The 17778-nt window shown below is 63.4% G+C and carries 16 protein-coding genes; 6 read left to right on the plus strand and 10 right to left on the minus strand.

What is annotated here, in order from left to right; translation table 11 throughout:
• The first annotated feature begins 240 nt into the window (after positions 1 to 240).
• From ACIN8IBEIGE_RS01995 to ACIN8IBEIGE_RS02010, 4 genes are read left to right on the plus strand one after another with little or no spacing between them, the layout of a single operon-like run.
• The gene (locus tag ACIN8IBEIGE_RS01995) at positions 241 to 2763 is read left to right on the plus strand and encodes a sulfite reductase flavoprotein subunit alpha (RefSeq protein WP_160013185.1); all 2523 of its coding nucleotides are present in this window, start codon (positions 241 to 243) and stop codon (positions 2761 to 2763) included.
• Between the two features lie 48 nt (positions 2764 to 2811).
• Complete coding sequence (locus tag ACIN8IBEIGE_RS02000; protein WP_160013186.1) at positions 2812 to 3555, plus strand: 5-oxoprolinase subunit PxpA; 744 nt, start codon at positions 2812 to 2814, stop codon at positions 3553 to 3555.
• Positions 3552 to 4226, plus strand: a complete 675-nt coding sequence (gene pxpB / locus ACIN8IBEIGE_RS02005; protein ID WP_160013187.1) for a 5-oxoprolinase subunit PxpB — start codon at positions 3552 to 3554, stop codon at positions 4224 to 4226. Before ACIN8IBEIGE_RS02000 ends, pxpB begins: the two co-directional genes overlap by 4 nt.
• Positions 4226 to 5128 carry a biotin-dependent carboxyltransferase family protein gene (locus ACIN8IBEIGE_RS02010; RefSeq protein WP_160013188.1) on the plus strand — a complete coding sequence of 301 codons (903 nt, stop codon included), beginning with the start codon at positions 4226 to 4228 and terminating at the stop codon, positions 5126 to 5128. The genes pxpB and ACIN8IBEIGE_RS02010 overlap by 1 nt, the downstream gene beginning before the upstream one ends.
• Here the strand turns inward: ACIN8IBEIGE_RS02010 and lnt are convergent.
• The 5 genes from lnt to miaB form a co-directional block, all read right to left on the minus strand.
• Positions 5125 to 6645 (minus strand): apolipoprotein N-acyltransferase, encoded by a 1521-nt coding sequence (gene lnt / locus ACIN8IBEIGE_RS02015; protein WP_160013189.1) that lies wholly within the window; start codon positions 6643 to 6645, stop codon positions 5125 to 5127. The two genes, ACIN8IBEIGE_RS02010 and lnt, sit on opposite strands and share 4 nt — an antisense overlap.
• 99 nt (positions 6646 to 6744) lie before the next feature.
• A complete protein-coding gene (locus ACIN8IBEIGE_RS02020; protein WP_090249233.1) occupies positions 6745 to 7584 on the minus strand; it encodes an HlyC/CorC family transporter in 840 nt (279 codons plus the stop codon).
• A 50-nt stretch (positions 7585 to 7634) separates the two neighbouring features.
• Positions 7635 to 8108, minus strand: coding sequence for an rRNA maturation RNase YbeY (ybeY, locus tag ACIN8IBEIGE_RS02025; RefSeq protein ID WP_160013190.1), 474 nt, complete (start codon positions 8106 to 8108; stop codon positions 7635 to 7637).
• On the minus strand, positions 8101 to 9105 hold the full coding sequence (locus tag ACIN8IBEIGE_RS02030; RefSeq protein ID WP_090381845.1) for a PhoH family protein: 1005 nt from the start codon (positions 9103 to 9105) through the stop codon (positions 8101 to 8103). The genes ybeY and ACIN8IBEIGE_RS02030 overlap by 8 nt, the downstream gene beginning before the upstream one ends.
• 88 nt (positions 9106 to 9193) lie before the next feature.
• Positions 9194 to 10537 (minus strand): tRNA (N6-isopentenyl adenosine(37)-C2)-methylthiotransferase MiaB, encoded by a 1344-nt coding sequence (miaB, locus tag ACIN8IBEIGE_RS02035; protein WP_160013191.1) that lies wholly within the window; start codon positions 10535 to 10537, stop codon positions 9194 to 9196.
• A gap of 135 nt (positions 10538 to 10672) precedes the next feature.
• On the opposite strand from miaB, the gene ACIN8IBEIGE_RS02040 reads away from it, so the two are divergent.
• Complete coding sequence (locus ACIN8IBEIGE_RS02040; protein WP_090249225.1) at positions 10673 to 10996, plus strand: DUF1820 family protein; 324 nt, start codon at positions 10673 to 10675, stop codon at positions 10994 to 10996.
• A gap of 27 nt (positions 10997 to 11023) precedes the next feature.
• On the opposite strand, the gene ACIN8IBEIGE_RS02045 is transcribed toward ACIN8IBEIGE_RS02040, so the two are convergent.
• From ACIN8IBEIGE_RS02045 to ACIN8IBEIGE_RS02065, 5 genes are all read right to left on the minus strand, one after another.
• The gene (locus ACIN8IBEIGE_RS02045) at positions 11024 to 11575 is read right to left on the minus strand and encodes a tetratricopeptide repeat protein (RefSeq protein ID WP_090381856.1); all 552 of its coding nucleotides are present in this window, start codon (positions 11573 to 11575) and stop codon (positions 11024 to 11026) included.
• 92 nt (positions 11576 to 11667) lie between these two features.
• A complete protein-coding gene (locus tag ACIN8IBEIGE_RS02050; protein ID WP_160013192.1) occupies positions 11668 to 12324 on the minus strand; it encodes a hypothetical protein in 657 nt (218 codons plus the stop codon).
• Positions 12324 to 13613 (minus strand): glutamate-1-semialdehyde 2,1-aminomutase, encoded by a 1290-nt coding sequence (gene hemL / locus ACIN8IBEIGE_RS02055; protein ID WP_160013193.1) that lies wholly within the window; start codon positions 13611 to 13613, stop codon positions 12324 to 12326. The genes ACIN8IBEIGE_RS02050 and hemL overlap by 1 nt, the downstream gene beginning before the upstream one ends.
• A gap of 52 nt (positions 13614 to 13665) precedes the next feature.
• Positions 13666 to 14292, minus strand: coding sequence for a thiamine phosphate synthase (gene thiE / locus ACIN8IBEIGE_RS02060; protein ID WP_160013194.1), 627 nt, complete (start codon positions 14290 to 14292; stop codon positions 13666 to 13668).
• Positions 14293 to 14305: 13 nt separating this feature from the next.
• Positions 14306 to 15100: a hydroxymethylpyrimidine/phosphomethylpyrimidine kinase gene (locus ACIN8IBEIGE_RS02065; RefSeq protein ID WP_090381880.1), complete on the minus strand. Its 795-nt coding sequence runs from the start codon at positions 15098 to 15100 to the stop codon at positions 14306 to 14308.
• A 247-nt stretch (positions 15101 to 15347) separates the two neighbouring features.
• Between ACIN8IBEIGE_RS02065 and ACIN8IBEIGE_RS02070 the strand changes: the two genes are divergently transcribed.
• Entirely contained in the window at positions 15348 to 17729 is a 2382-nt protein-coding gene (locus ACIN8IBEIGE_RS02070; protein ID WP_160013195.1) for a hybrid sensor histidine kinase/response regulator, read from the plus strand.
• Positions 17730 to 17778 lie beyond the last annotated feature (49 nt).

Genomic DNA, 17778 nt, shown 5'->3' on the forward strand with positions numbered 1-17778 from the left:
GAAACCGGCTCGGCAAGCCGCTGCGGCTAACGCGCTTAGCGCGACCCGTAGGGCGGGTAATGCTTATGTACAAAAGTACATTCCGCTTCCTCGCCGCTTTGACCAGCCGGAGGCTGTTACTAACGTAGCGCCTTGCAGGGCTCTCACTCGCGAGAGCGTAAACAGGTGCTAACCATGGGCTTTTGCGCTTATTGCGCCCGGTCGGGCGAGCCCAGACCGGGCAGTTACTGAGTCGGAAAAATGCTGAAGAAAATCCTCTTCCAACTGCACTGGTTTTTCGGCATCACGGCCGGGCTGGTGCTGGCGCTGATGGGCGTGACCGGTGCGGCGTATTCGTTTCAGGACGAATTGTTGCGCGCGTTTAACCCCGAGGTGTTGCAGGTTGAAGTGCGCGCCAGCGGCGTGCTGGCGCCTGACGTGCTGGTGCCGCGTATCGAGGCCGCCAGCCAGCAGCGCGTGGTGCGCCTGAATGTGGAGGCGGATGCCGAGCACGCCGGGCGAGTAGGTTTCGCACCGCCTGCGGGCGAGCGCCGTGGTGAGTCCCGCTATTTCGATCCCTACACCGGCGAGCTGTTGGGCGAGCCGAGTGGTCAGCGCTTTTTCGACCTGATGGTGGATCTGCATCGCTTTCTTGCCATGGGCGAGTATGGCAAGCAGATCACCGCCGCCAGCACCTTGGCGCTGATCTTCTTCTGTCTCTCCGGGTTGTACCTGCGCTGGCCGCGTCAGGCCTTGAACTGGCGCGTCTGGCTAAGCCTGGACTGGGCCAAGCGTGGTCGCGCATTCAATTGGGATCTGCATGCAGTGGCCGGCACCTGGTGCCTGGCGTTCTACCTGTGCGCGGCGCTGACCGGGCTGTATTGGTCCTACGACTGGTACCGCGAAGGACTGACTGCGCTGCTGACCAGCGAACCTGCTGGCGAGCAGCGCAAGCGCGGCGGCCGGCCAGCTGCTGGAGCCGTTCCAGAGGTGAATTTCCCGGCGCTCTGGGCCGGCCTGCAGCAAGCCGCCGGGCCGCAGCTGAGCGGCTACAGCCTGCGCTTGCCGACCACGGCCAAGCAGCCGGTGACGGTGTTCTACATGCGTGAAGACGCGCCCCATGAACGCGCCTTCAACTCGCTCAGCCTGGATGCCCAAAGCGGCGCGGTGAAACAGCACAAACGCTATGACCAGCAGGCCTTTGGTGATCAGCTGCTGACCAGCATATATGCCCTGCACGTGGGCAGTTACTTCGGTCTGCCCGGACGCATCCTGATGATGCTCGCCAGCCTGAGCATGCCGCTGTTCGCCATCACCGGCTGGTTGCTCTACCTCGACCGCCGGCGCAAGAAGCGCGCAATGCTGCAGGCGCGAGGTGCACTACAGCCGAGCGCAGGGCAGGGCGAGGGTTGGTTGATCGGCTTTGCCAGTCAGAGCGGTTTTGCCGAACAGCTGGCCTGGCAAACCGCTGGCCAGTTGCAATCCGCCGGCCTGGCCGTCAGCGTGCAGCCCTTGGCCAAACTTAACGAGCAGATGCTGCGTCAGGCGCACAACGCGCTGTTCGTGCTCAGCACCTTTGGTGATGGCGAGGCGCCGGACAGTGCGCGCGGCTTCGAGCGCAAGCTGCTCGGCCAGGCTCTGGATCTGCCACGGTTGCGCTACGCCATGCTCGCCTTGGGTGACCGCCAGTATCAGCACTACTGCGGCTTTGCCCTGCGGGTGCAGGACTGGTTGGCGCGGCAGGGGGCGCGCAGCCTATTTGATGCCGTGCAGGTAGATGCCGCCGACGCGACGGCGCTGGCCAGTTGGCAGCGTCAGCTCGGTGAGCTGACAGGCGCCCAGCCGCTGCACCAGGGCGAAACGCCCCACGGCCTGTGGACCCTGACGCGCCGCGAACGGCTTAACCCCGGCAGCCAGGGCGCACCGACCTATCTGCTGGCATTGCGTGCTGAACAGCCGGTTGACTGGAATGCCGGCGATATTCTCGAAGTGCCGCCGCGCCACAGCGACGCCGCCGTGCAGGCCTGGTTGCAGGCTCATGCTGTGGATGGACGACAAACGGTCAACCTCGATGGCCTGACGCAGTCGTTGCAGCAGGCGCTGCGCGGCAAACAGCTACCCGAGCCGTTCACCCATCTGGTCGGCCTGCATGCACAGGCTTTGCTCGATGCGCTGGTGCCGTTGGCTGCGCGCGAATACTCCATCGCCTCCTTGCCCAGCGACGGCGAGCTGGAGCTGATCGTGCGTCAGCAGCGGCATGCCGACGGCTCGCTGGGCCTCGGTTCCGGCTGGCTGACCGAAGGTGCAGCGCTGCATGGTCAGTTGCTGGCGCGGGTGCGGCGTAACAGCGCCTTCCATGCCCCCGACGATGATCGACCGCTGATCTTGATCAGCAATGGCACCGGCCTGGCCGGGCTGCGCAGCCTGCTCAAAGCGCGGATCATCGCCGGGCATCGGCAAAACTGGCTGCTGTTCGGCGAGCGCAACGCCGCGCATGACTTCTACTGCCAGGCGCAGCTGCAGGGCTGGCTGGCCTCAGGCGAGTTGGCACGCTTGGATTTGGCCTTCTCCCGCGATCAGGTCGCCAAGGTCTATGTGCAGGATCGTCTGCGGGAATCCGCCGAGCAGCTGCATGAGTGGCTGACGGAGGGCGCCGCCATCTACGTCTGCGGCAGCCTCGATGGCATGGCCGCTGGGGTGGATGCGGTGTTGCATGAGTTGCTCGGGGACGCCGCCGTCAACAGGCTGCGCGAAGAGGGCCGATATCGCCGTGACGTGTATTGATCCGGCCCAGGCTTCCCGCCACGGCAATGCACCACTAAGCTTGTCGGCATGAAAAAAATCCTGCTGAACTGCGATATGGGTGAAAGCTTCGGCGTGTGGCGCATGGGCGATGACGTGCATGCGATGCCGCTGGTTGATCAGGCCAATCTGGCGTGCGGCTTTCATGCCTCCGACCCGCTGACCATGCAACGCACCGTCGCCCTGGCGGTGCAGCATGGGGTGAGCATTGGTGCGCACCCGGCTTACCCGGATTTGCTCGGCTTCGGCCGCCGGCATATCGCCTGCTCGCCGGAGGAGGTTACCGCGCTGGTGCTGTATCAGCTTGGCGCGCTGGAGGCCTTCTGCCGTGCGGCAGGCACCCAGTTGGCCTACGTCAAACCGCATGGCGCGTTGTACAACGATCTGGTGCGTGACGATGCGCTGTTCAACGCGGTGCTGGAGGCCTGCGCCAGTTACCGCAAGGGCTTGCCGCTGATGGTGCTGGCGCTGGCCGATAACAGCCGCGAACTGCGCCTGGCCGATGCCGCCGATGTGCCGTTGATGTTCGAGGCCTTTGCCGACCGCGCCTACCTGGCCGACGGGCAGTTGGCGCCACGGCGCTTGAGCGGCGCGGTGCACCATGATCCGCAGCGGATTTTTCAGCAGGCCCTGGCGATTGCCCGCGGTGAGCCGTTTGCCGATATTGATGGTAAGCCGCTGCAGCTGCGCGCCGACAGCCTCTGCGTGCATGGTGATAACGCCGACTCCCTGGCCGTGCTGCGGCGTTTGCGGGCCAGCCTGGACGCCCTATGATCCGCCTCGAACCGGCCGGTGCCGAAGCGCTGTTGCTGGTGCTGGCTGAGCAACCGGATGCGCAGCTGCCGCAACGGATCGCCCTGCTGGCCGAGCGCATCCGGTTTGAGCTGGGTGAGGTGCTGACCGATCTGGTGCCGGGCTGGACCAGCCTGTTATTGCACTACGACCTGATGCGTACCGATCACCTGCAACTGGCCGAGCGGCTCAAGCCGCTGCTGGAGTGCTGGCTGGCCGAACCCTTTGTCGCGCAGGCCGGAAGGCTGCATGAAATCCCCATTCTGTATAACGGTGAAGACCTCGCCGAGGTCGCCCAGCTGTGTCAGCTGAGCCGTGCTCAGGTAATCGAACTGCATGCGGCGAGCGAGTATCGCGTTGGCGCGATTGGTTTTGCCCCGGGCTTTGCCTACCTCGGCGAACTGGACGCGCGCCTGGCCTTGCCGCGTCGCGCCACCCCGCGTATCGCCGTACCGGCCGGGAGTCTGGCGATTGCCGAGCGGCAAACGGCGATCTATCCACATAGCTCGCCCGGTGGCTGGCATCTGATCGGCCGTTGTCCCTGGTCGCTGTTCGACGCCGCGCGCACGCCGCCCTGTCCGCTGGCTCTGGGGGATCGGGTGCGTTTTCGCAGCATCGATGAGCGCGACTTTATCCGCGAAGGCGGCCAGTGATGAGCGGCCTACGGGTGCTCAAACCAGGGCCGCAAAGCCTGTTGCAGGATGCTGGGCGACGCGGCTGGCAACACCTGGGCGTATCGCCGGCTGGACCGCTGGATTGGCATGGCGCTGCCTGGGCCAATCATCTGCTGAACAATCCCTGGGGCACGCCGCTGCTGGAAATCGCCTTGGGCGGCCTCGAGCTGCAGGTCGAGGTCGACACCTGGGTGGCGGTTTGCGGTGCCCAGGTGCCGCTGAGCGTGGATGATCAGCCGCAGTCGTTGTGGACACGCTTGCCGCTGCGCAAAGGGCAGCTGTTGCGCCTGGGCTTTGCCCGCAGCGGTCAGCGCGCCTATCTGGCCGTGGCCGGCGGTTTTATTGCGGCGCCGCTGTTGGGCAGCGTCAGTGTGCAGCTGCGCGAAGGGCTGGGGCAGGCGGTGCAGGCAGGGGATCTGTTGGCTTGTCGGCCTGCGCATTTCACCCGCGGCATCAGCGTGCCCTGGCCCTATCTGCCGGATTACCGCTGCAAACCCTTGCTGCGGGTGATTACCGGCGGCGATGCGGCGAGTTTCGAGGAAGATCAGTTGCAGGGCTTTTTCGCTCAGACCTGGCAGCTCAGCCCGCACTCCGACCGCATGGGCGCGCGGCTGCTCGGCGAGGCCGTGCAGCCGCCCGTGCGGCAATGGTCATTGGGGGTTGGCCGGGGGGCGATTCAGGTGCCGCCGGATGGTCAGCCGATCATCCTCCAGGCCGACCACCAGAGCATGGGCGGTTACCCGCTGCTCGGTTGGCTGCATCCGCTCGATCAGGGGCGCCTGGCGCAATGCCCGGCGCACCATCCGCTGCGCTTCACCCCGGTGAGCATCGGCGACGCGCAGGCTGAGCTGCGCGAGTTCTACCGCTTCTTTCGTCGTTAAAGGGTCTTGGCCATACGGCTGGCGAGTAATGCCCAGGCAAATAACAGCAGACAGATGATCAGCATGGGCCAACCACGCCAGTACAGGTAAGGCGTGAGCCCCTGCATCGGTTGCACCTGGCCGTAGAGCACCGCCTGTTCGAACTGCGGCAGTTGCGTGGTGATCTGGCCTTGCGGGTCGATCAGCGCGGTGACGCCGTTGTTGGTCGCGCGGATCATCCAGCGGCCGCCTTCCAGGGCGCGCATCTGCGCCATCTGCAAGTGTTGCAGCGGGCCGATGGAGCGGCCAAACCAGGTGTCGTTGCTGATGGTCAGCAGCAGGTCGCTCTGCGCCGCGAGGCCCGCGGAAAACTCCGGGTAGACCACTTCGTAGCAGATAAACGCGGCAATCGAATGGCCCTTGGCCTGCAGCAGGCTCTGCTCAGCGGAGCCGCGGGCGAAGTCGGACATCGGCAGGTCGAAGAAGGCGATCAGCCCGCGCAGCAGGTCCTGCAGCGGCACGTATTCACCAAACGGCACCAGCTTCTGCTTGAGGTAATCGCCGCTGCCCTGGCCAACCACGCTGATGCCGTTGTAGTAGCGCTGCTCGCCACGCTCGTTGCTTTGGCGAATCGGCACGCCGGTAATCAGCGCGGCATTCCGTTCATTGGCGAAGCGATTGATCATGCCCAGGTAGCCCTGAGCGCGGTCCTTGAGCACCGGAATGGCGGTTTCCGGCCAGACGATCAGGTCGGTCGGCTTGGCGCTGAAGGTCATGTCGCGGTACAGCGCCAGCTGCGCGTTGAGCTGCTCGGGGTCCCACTTCATGTTCTGTTCGATATTGCCCTGCATGGCCGACACGCTCAGCGGCTCGCCCAGCGGTTGGGTCCAGGCGTGGCCCTTGAGAGCGATACCGGCGATCCACGGGGCGATTAACAGCACCACGCCTATGGCGAGAAACGCCTTGCGCGTGCGCAGTTGCGCCAGATTCACCAGCAGCGCGGCGCTTAGTGCCAAGGCAAAGGACAGCAGCCACACGCCGCCCACCGGGGCCAGCCCGGCCAGCGGGCCATCCAGCTGGCTGTAACCGGCGTACAGCCAGGGGAAGCCGGTGAGAAACCAGCTGCGGAAGGCTTCCTGCGCCAGCCACAGGGCAGCAAAGGCCAAGGCATCGGCCAGCGGCGCTTCGACCCTGCGTAACCAGCGTGTCCAGACCCAGGCGCTGAGGGCGAACAGCAGACCGAGGCCGCCGACAAACAGCAGGGTCAGAAACACTGCCAGGGGCGGCGAGGCCGCGCCGTAATCGTGGATGCTCACGTACACCCAGCTGGTGCCGGCAGCGAACAGGCCAAAGCCATAACTCCAGCCGCGCAGCACCGCCTGACGCGGCGTGAGGTCACGCAGGCCGAGGTAGAACAGGGCGATGGAGAGGATGGCCAGCGGCCACAGGTCATAAGGCGCCAGCGCCAGGGGCGTGATAGCGCCAGCGAGCAGCGCGATCAGGTTGCCGGGCCAGCCAGGTCGGGTTATCCAGTGCATTGCATGCAGGTCCTTGGATTGAGGTGGCGCAAGGGTAAAGCGGGAGGGCAGACGGGGGAAGTATTGCGAACCGGCCACCCTGGAGGTGGCCGGTGGCTGTCAGTTACTAACCGGGCTCAGACGCAGCAGATGGATGCGGCGGCTGTCGGCGTTGAGTACGCGGAAGCGGAATTCGCCAATCTGGGTGACTTCGTTGCGCTTGGGCAGGTGGCCGAAAGCGCTCATCACCAGGCCGCCGACGGTGTCGAATTCGTCATCGGAGAATTCGGTATCGAAGGCTTCGTTGAAGCTTTCGATCGGCGTCAGCGCCTTGACCAGAAAGTCGCCGGAGGGCAGCGGTTTGACGTAGCTGTCTTCTTCCACGTCGTGCTCGTCCTCGATATCGCCGACGATCTGCTCCAGCACGTCCTCGATGGTCACCAGGCCGGCGACGCCGCCGTACTCATCGATCACCACGGCCATGTGGTTGTGGTTGGCGCGGAACTCGCGCAGCAGCACATTGAGGCGCTTGGACTCGGGCACGAAGGTGGCCGGGCGCAGCAGGTCCTTGATGTTGAAGTTGGGCTGTTCGCCCGAGAGGATCAGCGGCAGCAGATCCTTGGCCAGGAGAATGCCGACCACATCGTCGAGGCTCTCACCGACCACGGGGTAGCGCGAGTGCGCCGCTTCGATGATCGAGGGCAGAAATTCCTTGGGCGTCTGGTTGGCCTTGATGCTCATCATCTGTGAGCGCGGCACCATAATGTCGCGAACCTGCAGGTCGGCGACCTGAATTGCACCTTCAACGATGGCCAGTGCTTCGCTGTCGAGCAGCTTGTTCTGATGCGCTTCGCGCAGCACTTCCAGCAATTCCTTGCGGTTTTTCGGCTCATGAGCAAAAGCCTGGGTCAGTCTGTTAAACCAGGACTTCTGCTCGTTGCTCGATCGGTCTTCGCTCATGGTGGTTACTCAGGAACCTTTTGTAATTTCAGTTGGGTTGTAGAGGGATATTATTCGTGGTCGGCGTAAGGGTCGGGATGTCCCAACTCAGCCAGCAATTCTCGTTCCAGCGCTTCCATCTCTTCGGCTTCTTCATCCTCGATGTGGTCGTAGCCGAGCAGGTGCAAGCAGCCGTGGATCACTAGGTGCGCCCAATGCGCTTCGCTGGTTTTCGCCTGTTCCTGGGCTTCGCGCTCAACCACCGGCACGCAGATCACCAGATCACCGAGCAGCGGGATATCCAGCAGCGGAATGCCGCCCACCTCGTCCGGTACATCGGCAGGGAAGGATAGTACGTTGGTGGCGTAATCCTTATGTCGCCAGGTGTGATTGAGCTCGCGGCCCTCGGCTTCGTCGACCAGGCGAATGGTCAGCTCGGAGTCGGCGCTGCGCTGGCGCAGGGCAATCTCGCACCAGGCGCGAAACTGCGCCTCGCTCGGTAGGGTCGCGGCGTCGCTGGCGATCTGCAGGTCAAGCTCAAGCATTGCGCTCATCCTGCTCGTCATCCAGCTTGCCGTGCATGCGGTTGTCGTAGCGCTCGTAGGCTTCGACGATGCGCTGCACCAGCGGGTGGCGCACCACGTCCTTGGGCTTGAAGTGGGTGAAACTGATGCCCGGGACGTCACGCAGCACGTCGATGACGTGGGTCAGGCCGCTTTTGGTGCCGCGCGGCAGGTCGACCTGGGTAATATCGCCGGTAATCACCGCTGTCGAGCCGAAGCCGATGCGGGTGAGGAACATCTTCATCTGTTCCAGTGTGGTGTTCTGGCTTTCGTCGAGGATGATAAAGCTGTTGTTCAGCGTGCGACCGCGCATATAGGCCAACGGCGCGACTTCGATCACCTGTTTCTCGATCAGCTTGGCCACCTGCTCGAAACCGAGCATCTCGTAGAGTGCGTCGTACAGCGGGCGCAGGTAGGGGTCGATCTTCTGCGACAGGTCGCCAGGCAGGAAACCGAGCTTCTCGCCGGCTTCGACTGCCGGGCGCACCAGCAGGATGCGGCGGATCTGCTCGCGCTCCAGCGCATCCACGGCGCAGGCCACGGCCAGGTAGGTTTTACCTGTGCCGGCCGGACCGATGCCGAAATTGATGTCGTGGTCGAGGATGGCTTTGACGTAGCGCTGCTGATTGGCGCCGCGCGGGCGAATCATGCCTTTGCGGGTGCGCAGGGCGACGCTGGCTTCGACGGTCGGGTTACTCATTTCCTCGATGCCGGACTCCTGCAGAAACAGGTGCACCAGATCGGGCGACAGTTCGGTGTTTTCGGCTTCGCGGTAGAGGCGACGCAGCAGCTGTTCGGCGGCGCGGGTCTGGCCGGCGGTGCCGATCAGTTCGAACTGGTTGCCGCGGTTGCGCAATTCGATGCCCAGGCGCTGTTCGATCAGACGCAGGTGTTCATCAAATTGGCCGCACAGGTTAGCGAAGCGGCGAGCCTCAAAGGGTTCAAGGATAAAGCGGAGTGGTTCTATGGGTGCGTTCAAGGTCGTGTGATGGCCGCCAGTCGGCTGGGGTAGTGAAACGAAGAATAGCGCTAGCGGCCGCGAGGGGGAAGCTCGGGCCGCTGCGGCTTTAGTTGCAGACGGTTTCGTTGATCAGCGTGCCGCGCAGCGAGTTGGGCATGGCTTCGTCGATATGCACGTCGACGAACTGGCCGATCAGGCGCGGGTTATCGCTGCGGAAGTTGACCACCCGGTTGCTCTCGGTACGGCCCTGGAGCATGCCGGGATCCTTCTTCGAGTAATCGTTGACCAGAATGCGCTGCACGGTGCCGGCCATGCGTCGGCTGTTCTCGAAACCCTGCTGGGTGATGCGGTGTTGCAGCAACGCCAGGCGCTGCTTTTTCAGCTCCAGCGGGGTGTCATCAGGCAGGTCGGCCGCCGGGGTGCCGGGGCGCGCGCTGTAGACGAATGAATAGCAGAAGTCGAAACCGACATCCTCGACCAGCTTCATGGTCTGCTCGAAGTCCTTCTCGGTTTCCCCGGGGAAACCGACGATAAAGTCCGAGCTGATCAGGATGTCCGGCACGGCGGCACGCAGCTTGCGAATGCGCGATTTGTATTCGAGTGCGGTGTGGTTGCGCTTCATCGCCGCGAGAATGCGGTCGGAGCCCGATTGCACCGGCAGGTGCAGGTATTTCACCAACTCGGGTATCTCAGCGTGGGCCTGGATCAGCGCATCGGAGAATTCCAGCGGATGGCTGGTGGTGTAGCGAATGCGGTCGATGCCATCGATGGCGGCCACGGCGTAGAGCAGTTCGGCGAAGTCGGCGATCTGCCCATTCTGGGTGGCGCCACGGTAGCCGTTGACGTTCTGCCCGAGCAGGGTGATTTCACGCACGCCGTGTTCGGCCAGGTGGATGATCTCGCCGAGCACATCGGCCATCGGCCTGCTGACTTCTTCGCCGCGAGTGTAAGGCACCACGCAGAAGGTGCAGTACTTGCTGCAGCCTTCCATCACCGACACATAGGCGCTGGGGCCATCGACGCGCGGTTCGGGTAGGCGGTCGAATTTCTCGATCTCGGGGAAGCTGATGTCGACTTGGGCGATCTTGGTGCTACGCGCGGCGTCGATCATTTCCGGCAGGCGGTGCAGGGTCTGCGGGCCGAAGACCACGTCGACGTAGGGCGCGCGATCACGAATCGCTGCGCCTTCCTGGCTGGCCACGCAGCCGCCGACACCGATCACCAGGTCCGGGTTGGCAATCTTCAGCTTTTGCCAGCGGCCGAGTTGCGAGAACACCTTGTCCTGGGCTTTTTCACGGATCGAGCAGGTGTTGAGCAGGATGATGTCAGCGTCTGCCGCCTTCTCGGTGACTTCCAGGGCTTGATGTTCGCCCAACAGGTCGATCATGCGCGAGCTGTCGTACTCGTTCATCTGGCAACCGTGGGTTTCGATATAAAGCTTCTTGGTCATGCGCGCTCAAAAAGGGTGATTCGAAGAACCGCGCATTATAGGGAGCTCGCGCCAGGGTTCCTAGCATTGGCTGCTAGGCGGCTATGCTATGATCCGCGCCCTTTCAATTAGCCCCTCGGTACGAACTGCATAACCATGAGCAAGCGCGAACCCATCTACAAGGTGATTTTCCTCAACCAGGGTCAGGTGTATGAGATGTACGCCAAGCAGATCTTTCAAAGCGATCTGTGGGGCTTCCTGGAAGTAGAGGAATTCGTCTTCGGCGAGCGCACCCAGGTGGTCGTCGATCCCAGCGAGGAAAAGCTCAAGGCGCAGTTTGACGGTGTGGTGCGCAGCTTTATCCCCATGCACGCGATTATCCGCATCGACGAAGTCGAGCGCCTGGGCACGCCGAAGATCAGCGAAGCCAAGGGCGGCGGCAATGTTATGCCGTTCCCCATGCCGATGCCGGATAAGTAAAACGGTCTTAGCGGTGCCTGCGTTGAATCAGGGCAGCGGGGCGAACGGCGAGGTGAGGGTGTCGGCGTTCTGCAACTCCAGCAGGTAGTTGCGGAATATCTGCCCGAGCACCTGGCTGGCGATTTCCAGTTCATCGCGGGGCATCTGCGCGGCGATCAGGTCGGCGCTGTCCATGGCTTCGTCCGAGCCGTTCACGGCCGCCATCTTCAGCACGATATAAGCCTGCACGGCGTTTGCCGGCACGCCTTCGCCACGGAAGAACATCATGCCCAGGCGGTATTGCGATTGTGCATGGCCTTGCAGCGAGGCCTGTTCGAACCATTTCAGCGCCTGGCCTAGATCGCGTTCGACACGTTTGCCGTCGTAATAGAACTCGCCCAGCTCGAACTCCGCCTGCAGGTCACCATTGAGCGCGGCCTGCTCGCAGGCCTCAAGGGCGGCGGGCAGTTCTTCGGGGGCGGTGTTGAGTGAGCAGCTGCCAAGCGCGGGGATCAGCAAGGAGTTGCCGCTCGCTGAGGCGAGCAGTGGCAGCAGGAGCAACAGGCAGCCCAGGGACAGGGTGCGGCCGGTGCGTTTCATGAAAATCCGTTTACCTCGGGATGCACAACAGGCGATGTGCCTGGCCGCCGGGACGCGGCAGCGGTCACATTATGAAATAAGCAGCGCCGTTCTTACAAAGTCTTTACCGGGTTTTCTTCCGTGCGGCCACCTTTCGCGCTACCGGGCAGGCTCAACAGCAACCAGGCCAGTAGCGGGTAGGCCGGCGTCAGCAGGGCATGGAACAGGTCAACCCTGCGTATCGAACCGATAAAGCCCTGAGTGCCGACGCCCAGGCCGGCCAGCAGAAATAGCCCGACCACCGCAATCGCCGCTGCCAAAGGTGCGCGCTTGGGCCATTGCACGGCGCCGGCGTAGAGGATCAGCAGCAGGGTCGCCAGGTTGAGCAACAGACGGTAATCCTCCAGCTGGTTCATCTGCCGGAACAGTTCGAAGAACGCGCACAAGCCGAGCAAGATACGCCCCCAGTTGGCGCGGCTCCACTGCCAGCCGCGACCCAAGGCCAGTGCGGCGGCGCCGAGCAACGGCAGGCCGAGAAAGCTGCTGGCCTGGCTTAACCACAGGTGTGCGGCCTGAGCGCTAGGATCGATGCCGAAGCGAACCACGCCGACGGCCGCTGCTGCGGCCGGCAGGAGAAACCCCAGCAGCGCGCAGAACAGCGCCGGCTGATCGGCCTCGCCATAGTGCTTGCGGGCTTTGCCGATGACTATTGCGCAGGCCAGGCAGGCCAGTGCCAGAACAGCGTCGCTAAAGGCGGTGCTGTACTGCATCAGGCGCTCTTCAGCTCGGCAAAGGCGCGCTCAGCAGCGTCCAGAGTGATTTTCAACTCGGCATCGCCGTGGGCGATGGAGGTGAAGCCGGCCTCGAAGGCGCTTGGTGCCAGGTACACGCCGCCAGCCAGCATCAGGTGGAAGAAGCGTTTGAAACGCTCGGCATCGCTGGCCATCACATCATCAAAGGTGACGATATCGTCGGCACCGCTGAAGTACAGGCCGAACATGCCGCCCGCTTGAGTGGTGACAAATGGGATGCCGGCCGCATCGGCACGGTCCTGCAGGCCTTGCAGCATGCGGCTGGTGTAGTCGGTCAGTTCGGCATGGAAGCCTGGGCGTTTGATCAGGCGCAAAGTGGTCAGGCCGGCGGCCATGGCCAGCGGGTTACCCGACAGGGTGCCGGCCTGGTACACCGGGCCGAGTGGGGCGATGCAATGCATGATTTCGCGCTTGCCGCCAAAACAGCCGACTGGCATACCGCCGCCGATGATCTTGCCGAAAGTGGTCAGGTCCGGGGTGACGTCGTAATACGCCTGGGCGCCGCCGAGGGCGACGCGGAAACCGGTCATCACTTCATCGAAGATCAGCACCACGCCATGTTTGTCGCACTGTTCGCGCAGGCCTTGAAGGTAGCCCGGTGCCGGCGGCACGCAGTTCATATTGCCGGCCACCGGCTCGACGATGATACAGGCGACGGTGGAGCCGACTTCGCTGAGCATCTGCTCAACCGCGGCCAGGTCGTTGAAGGGCAGGGTCAGGGTGTGCTTGGCGAAGTCTGCCGGTACACCGGCCGAGCTCGGCACGCCCTGGGTCAGCAGGCCGGAGCCGGCTTTTACCAGCAGGCTGTCGGAGTGGCCGTGGTAGCAGCCTTCGAACTTGATGATGTTGTCGCGGCCGGTGTAACCACGGGCCAGGCGGATGGCGCTCATGGTCGCCTCGGTGCCGGAGCTGACCATGCGCACCATGTCCATCGACGGCACCAGGCTGCACACCAGATCCGCCATCTCGGTTTCCATGGCGGTCGGTGCGCCGTAGGACAGGCCGTGTTGCAACTGGTTGCGTACTGCGTCGAGCACATCCGGGTGGCTGTGGCCGAGGATCATCGGGCCCCAGGAGCCGACGTAATCCACGTAGCGCTTGTCGTCTTCATCAGTGACGTAGGCACCTTCGGCGTGCTTGAAGAACAGCGGAGTGCCACCGACGCTTTTGAAGGCGCGCACCGGCGAGTTGACGCCACCTGGGATGTGCTTCTGCGCGTTGGCGAAGAGGGTTTCGGAACGGGACATGGCAGGGCCTCTCAAGCTGGGAGTTGGGGCGAGCCGGGCCGCCCCTTAATCGTTAGTTAGATGTGAACAGGGCGCTAAAGGCGCGGGCGCGGCGCTCGACTTCAGCAGCCGAGTCGGCGCCAAACAGGCCGTGTACCACGGCAACCATGCTGGCGCCGTGGGCAATCAGCTCGGGGGCGTTATCCAGAGTCACGCCGCCAATGGCAACAATCGGCAGGTTGACCTTGGTTTTCGCCGCCGCCAGTAGCTCGACATCCGCCGCCGGTGCGCCGGGCTTGGTGGTGGAGTTGAAGAAGCGGCCGAAGGCGACATAGCTGGCGCCTTCCTTGGCGGCGGCTTCGGCCAGCTCCAGCTGGGCGTGGCAGGTGCCGCCGATGATGGACTGGCGGCCAAGCAGGGCGCGGGCGGCGGACAGCGAACCATCGCCTTGCCCCAGATGCAGGCCGACACCCAAGCGGGCGGCCAATTCGGCGTCGTCATTGATGATCAGCGCGGCACCATAGCGGTTGCACAACTCGCGCAGGGTCTCGGCCTCGCGCAGGCGGCGGGCGTCATCGGTGGATTTGTCGCGGTATTGCAGCAATGTCGCGCCGCCCTTGAGTGCAGCCTCGACGTAGGGCAGCAGTCTGCCTTTGAGCAATTCGCTATCGGTGATGGCATACAGGCCACGCAGTTTCATCGCAAACGCTCCATCAAGAGAGGTCTAGCGGCAGGCGGCGCGGAATGTACTGGCCATGGCCAGGCTGTTCGGCGTCGCGCAGGGTGCGCCAGGTGTAATCAAGGGCGAACTGCACGGCGCTGACCAGTTCCTGGCCCAATGCCAGGCGACCGGCCAGGGTGCTGGCCAGGGTGCAGCCGGAGCCGTGGTAGCTGCCGGGCAGGCGCTGGCAGGTAAAGGTGTGGCGGCTGCCGTCACGACTATAGAGACGGTTGTGCACTTCGTGCTCATCGCCATGACCGCCGGTGATCAGCAGGTGCTGGATATAGGGCAGCAATTTGTCGGCGCACTCATCGGCCGTGCCATCCGGCAGTTCGGCGAGGATGCGCGCTTCCGGCAGATTCGGCGTGGCGATGGTCGAGACGGCGAACAAACGCTCGCGCATGGCATAGCCGACTTCGTCCTTGCCCAATGCGCCGCCGCCACCGGCACGCAGCACCGGGTCGCAGACCAGCGGAATACCCGGGAGGCGTTGCATGATTTCCAGTACGGTTTCGACCATCTCGACCGAGCCGAGCATGCCCAGCTTTACGGCTTCAACCGGCAGGTCATTGATCACCGCATTGGCCTGGGCCAAGACCCAGTCGCGGTCGAGCACGCGGAAGTCGGAAACGTTGACTGTGTCCTGCACGGTCAGCGCGGTCACGGTAGGAGCGGCGTGACAGCCTTGGGCGAGCAGGGCTTCGATATCGGCTTGCAGGCCGGCACCACCACTGGGGTCATGACCGGACAGGCACAGCACTACGGGGCGAGAGGTAGGCGTTTTCATGGTGCGCGAGCTTACCACCAAACCACGGCTTGCAGACCCCGCAACGCCAGGAAAGCCAGCCGGCCGGACGATCTGTCGCATGTCGACACCGGGCTGTTGCTTCAACCTGCGAAGGGCAAAAATCTCAATACAGTTCAGGTTTTTCCTGGGGCTCTGGCGCAAGGGCCTATGCTAGAGTGCCAGCATCCAAATACACCGCTGCTAGCAACGCTACCTAGGCGTTGCCGGCTTACTCTGGCTGAGTTGCATGCACTACATCCTTCTCTGTTTCTTCATGCTGGTGCCAGGGTTGGCCGGGGCATTGGTTTTTGACGAAAACACCCGCAGCCTGCCGCTCGGCAAGGCTATGTCGGTGTTTGAGGATGTGCGTGGCGATGCCAGCATTGAAGACATCACCTCGCCGGCCCTGCAAGCCAGTTTCCGTCAGCATGACAAGGGTGTACTGAACGCCGGTTATTCGCGCTCGGTGTTCTGGTTGCGCCTGGATCTGGAATACCGCCCGCAGCGGGCAACAGGCACACGGCCCTGGTTGCTGGAACTGGCCTATCCACCGCTCGATCATGTGCAGCTGTATCTGCCCGATGCGCAGGGGCGCTACCAGATGAGCCAGCACACCGGCGATGCCTTGCCGTTCTCCAGCCGTGAGATCAAACAGCACAACTATGTGTTCGAACTGCAATTGCCGCCGGCGCAGCAGCAAAGCGTCTATTTGCGCCTGGAAAGTCAGGGCTCGATCCAGGCACCGCTGACCCTCTGGGCGCCCAACGCCTACCTGGAAGAACAACCGGCGCGCATCTATGTGCTGGGCATCATCTACGGCGTACTGCTGGTGATGCTGATCTACAACCTGTTTATCTTCCTCAGCGTACGCGACACCAGCTACCTGTATTACATCCTCTATATCGCCTCGTTCGGCTTCTATCAGCTGTCGGTCAACGGCGCAGCCATCGAGTACTTTTGGCCCAACAGCCCCTGGTGGGCGAACGCTGCGACGCCCTTCCTGATTGGTGCGGCGGCGTTGTTTGGTTGTCAGTTCGCCCGCAGCTTTCTGCATACCGCCGAGCACAGTCCCTGGGTCGACCGCGCCCTGTTGCTGATGATGGCCTCGGGCGTGTTGGTGATGACGCTGGCGCTGACGGCCAGTTACGCCCTGTCGCTGCGTCTGGCCACCTACCTGGCATTGGGCTTTACCGTGGTGATCTTCAGCGCTGGCATCCTCGCCTGGATGCGCGGCATGCGCGTGGCGCGTTATTTCATCATCGCCTGGACCGCCTTTCTCGCCGGCGGAATGATCAATACGCTGATGGTGCTGGGCTACTTGCCCAACATGTTCCTCACCATGTACGCCAGCCAGATCGGTTCTGCGCTGGAAGTGGGTCTGCTCTCGTTGGCCCTGGCCGACCGCATCAATGCGATGAAGGAGGAGCGCACGCGCATCCTGCAGGAGGCCGGGCTCAAACTTGAAGCCTTCAACCAGGAACTGGCCAACAGCAACCGCCTCAAGGATGAATTCCTTGCTACCGTCACCCACGAGCTGCGCACGCCGATGAACGGGGTGATCGGTTCGCTGGAACTGATGCAGATGCTTGAGCTCGACGGCGAGCTGGCGCATTACCAGCGCACGGCAGCGGGCTCGGCCCGCGACATGATGCGCATGGTCAATGACATCCTCGCCCTCACCGAGCTGCAGGCTGGGCGCCTGTACCCACGGCGCGAACCGTTCAGCTTGCGCGGCCTGTTCGATGGCTTGCGTGCGCAGTACGCCCCGCGCGCCGAAGAAAAGGGCCTGCGCTTTGTGCTTGAGCTGGATGACAGCCTGCCCGACACCCTTGAGGGCGACGCCAGCAAGCTGGTGCAAAGCCTCAACTGCCTGCTGGATAACGCCATCAAGTTCACCCAGCATGGCGAAGTGCGGGTACGCGTCAGTCGTGGCGGTGCGGCCAGCGATATTCTGCCGCTGCGTATCGAGGTGATCGACAGCGGTGTGGGTTTCGCGGTGCCTGCCGACGGCAAGCTGTATCAGCGCTTCCAGCAACTGGACGGCTCGATGACCCGCGAGTACGGCGGCCTGGGCATTGGTCTGGCGATCTGCCGGCAACTGGTCGATCTGCTCGGCGGTGATCTCAGCCATGAATCCCAGCCAGGGCAGGGCAGCTGTTTCCGTCTGGAGCTGCCGCTGGCCTTGCCGGTGCAGATGACCACTCCAGCCGCCGTCGTGCTGCGCGCCGCCGGTCCGGCGCTGCGCGCGCCGGAGCAGTGCACGGTACTGATCGTCGAGGACAACGCGATCAACCAGCTGGTGACCCGCGGCATGCTGCTCAAGCTGGGCTATCAGGTGCGCACCGCTGATAACGGCGCTGAGGCCCTTGAGGTGCTGCGTAACGAAACCATCGACGCGGTGCTGCTGGATTGCCAGATGCCGGTCATGGACGGTTTTGCCACCTGTCGGGCGCTGCGCAATCTGCCCGGCTGCCAGCTGCTGCCGGTGCTGGCGATCACCGCCCACAGCCACAGCGGCGACCGCGAGCGCTGCCTGGCCGCTGGGATGAGCGATTACCTGGCCAAACCGGTGAAGTTCGAGCAGCTGCGCAATCTATTGCACGACTGGGTGCTCTGTCGCGAGTCCTGACCGCATGAGTTGTATACGCCAGCAGCTGGCCAATATGCCCGCTGTTGTG

The sequence above is a fragment of the Pseudomonas sp. 8BK genome (assembly GCF_902506475.1).
In the GTDB taxonomy this organism is placed as follows: domain Bacteria; phylum Pseudomonadota; class Gammaproteobacteria; order Pseudomonadales; family Pseudomonadaceae; genus Aquipseudomonas; species Aquipseudomonas anguilliseptica.

Excerpts from the sequence above, each read along its gene's own strand:
- lnt (WP_160013189.1), bottom strand. The coding sequence starts at position 6,645 with ATGCACTGGATAACCCGACCTGGCTGGCCCGGCAACCTGATCGCGCTG.
- ACIN8IBEIGE_RS01995 (WP_160013185.1), top strand. The coding sequence starts at position 241 with ATGCTGAAGAAAATCCTCTTCCAACTGCACTGGTTTTTCGGCATCACG.
- ACIN8IBEIGE_RS02010 (WP_160013188.1), top strand. The coding sequence starts at position 4,226 with ATGAGCGGCCTACGGGTGCTCAAACCAGGGCCGCAAAGCCTGTTGCAG.
- ACIN8IBEIGE_RS02000 (WP_160013186.1), top strand. The coding sequence starts at position 2,812 with ATGAAAAAAATCCTGCTGAACTGCGATATGGGTGAAAGCTTCGGCGTG.
- miaB (WP_160013191.1), bottom strand. The coding sequence starts at position 10,537 with ATGACCAAGAAGCTTTATATCGAAACCCACGGTTGCCAGATGAACGAG.
- ACIN8IBEIGE_RS02040 (WP_090249225.1), top strand. The coding sequence starts at position 10,673 with ATGAGCAAGCGCGAACCCATCTACAAGGTGATTTTCCTCAACCAGGGT.
- ACIN8IBEIGE_RS02070 (WP_160013195.1), top strand. The coding sequence starts at position 15,348 with ATGCACTACATCCTTCTCTGTTTCTTCATGCTGGTGCCAGGGTTGGCC.
- ACIN8IBEIGE_RS02065 (WP_090381880.1), bottom strand. The coding sequence starts at position 15,100 with ATGAAAACGCCTACCTCTCGCCCCGTAGTGCTGTGCCTGTCCGGTCAT.
- ACIN8IBEIGE_RS02020 (WP_090249233.1), bottom strand. The coding sequence starts at position 7,584 with ATGAGCGAAGACCGATCGAGCAACGAGCAGAAGTCCTGGTTTAACAGA.
- ACIN8IBEIGE_RS02050 (WP_160013192.1), bottom strand. The coding sequence starts at position 12,324 with ATGCAGTACAGCACCGCCTTTAGCGACGCTGTTCTGGCACTGGCCTGC.
- pxpB (WP_160013187.1), top strand. The coding sequence starts at position 3,552 with ATGATCCGCCTCGAACCGGCCGGTGCCGAAGCGCTGTTGCTGGTGCTG.
- thiE (WP_160013194.1), bottom strand. The coding sequence starts at position 14,292 with ATGAAACTGCGTGGCCTGTATGCCATCACCGATAGCGAATTGCTCAAA.
- ybeY (WP_160013190.1), bottom strand. The coding sequence starts at position 8,108 with ATGCTTGAGCTTGACCTGCAGATCGCCAGCGACGCCGCGACCCTACCG.
- ACIN8IBEIGE_RS02045 (WP_090381856.1), bottom strand. The coding sequence starts at position 11,575 with ATGAAACGCACCGGCCGCACCCTGTCCCTGGGCTGCCTGTTGCTCCTG.
- hemL (WP_160013193.1), bottom strand. The coding sequence starts at position 13,613 with ATGTCCCGTTCCGAAACCCTCTTCGCCAACGCGCAGAAGCACATCCCA.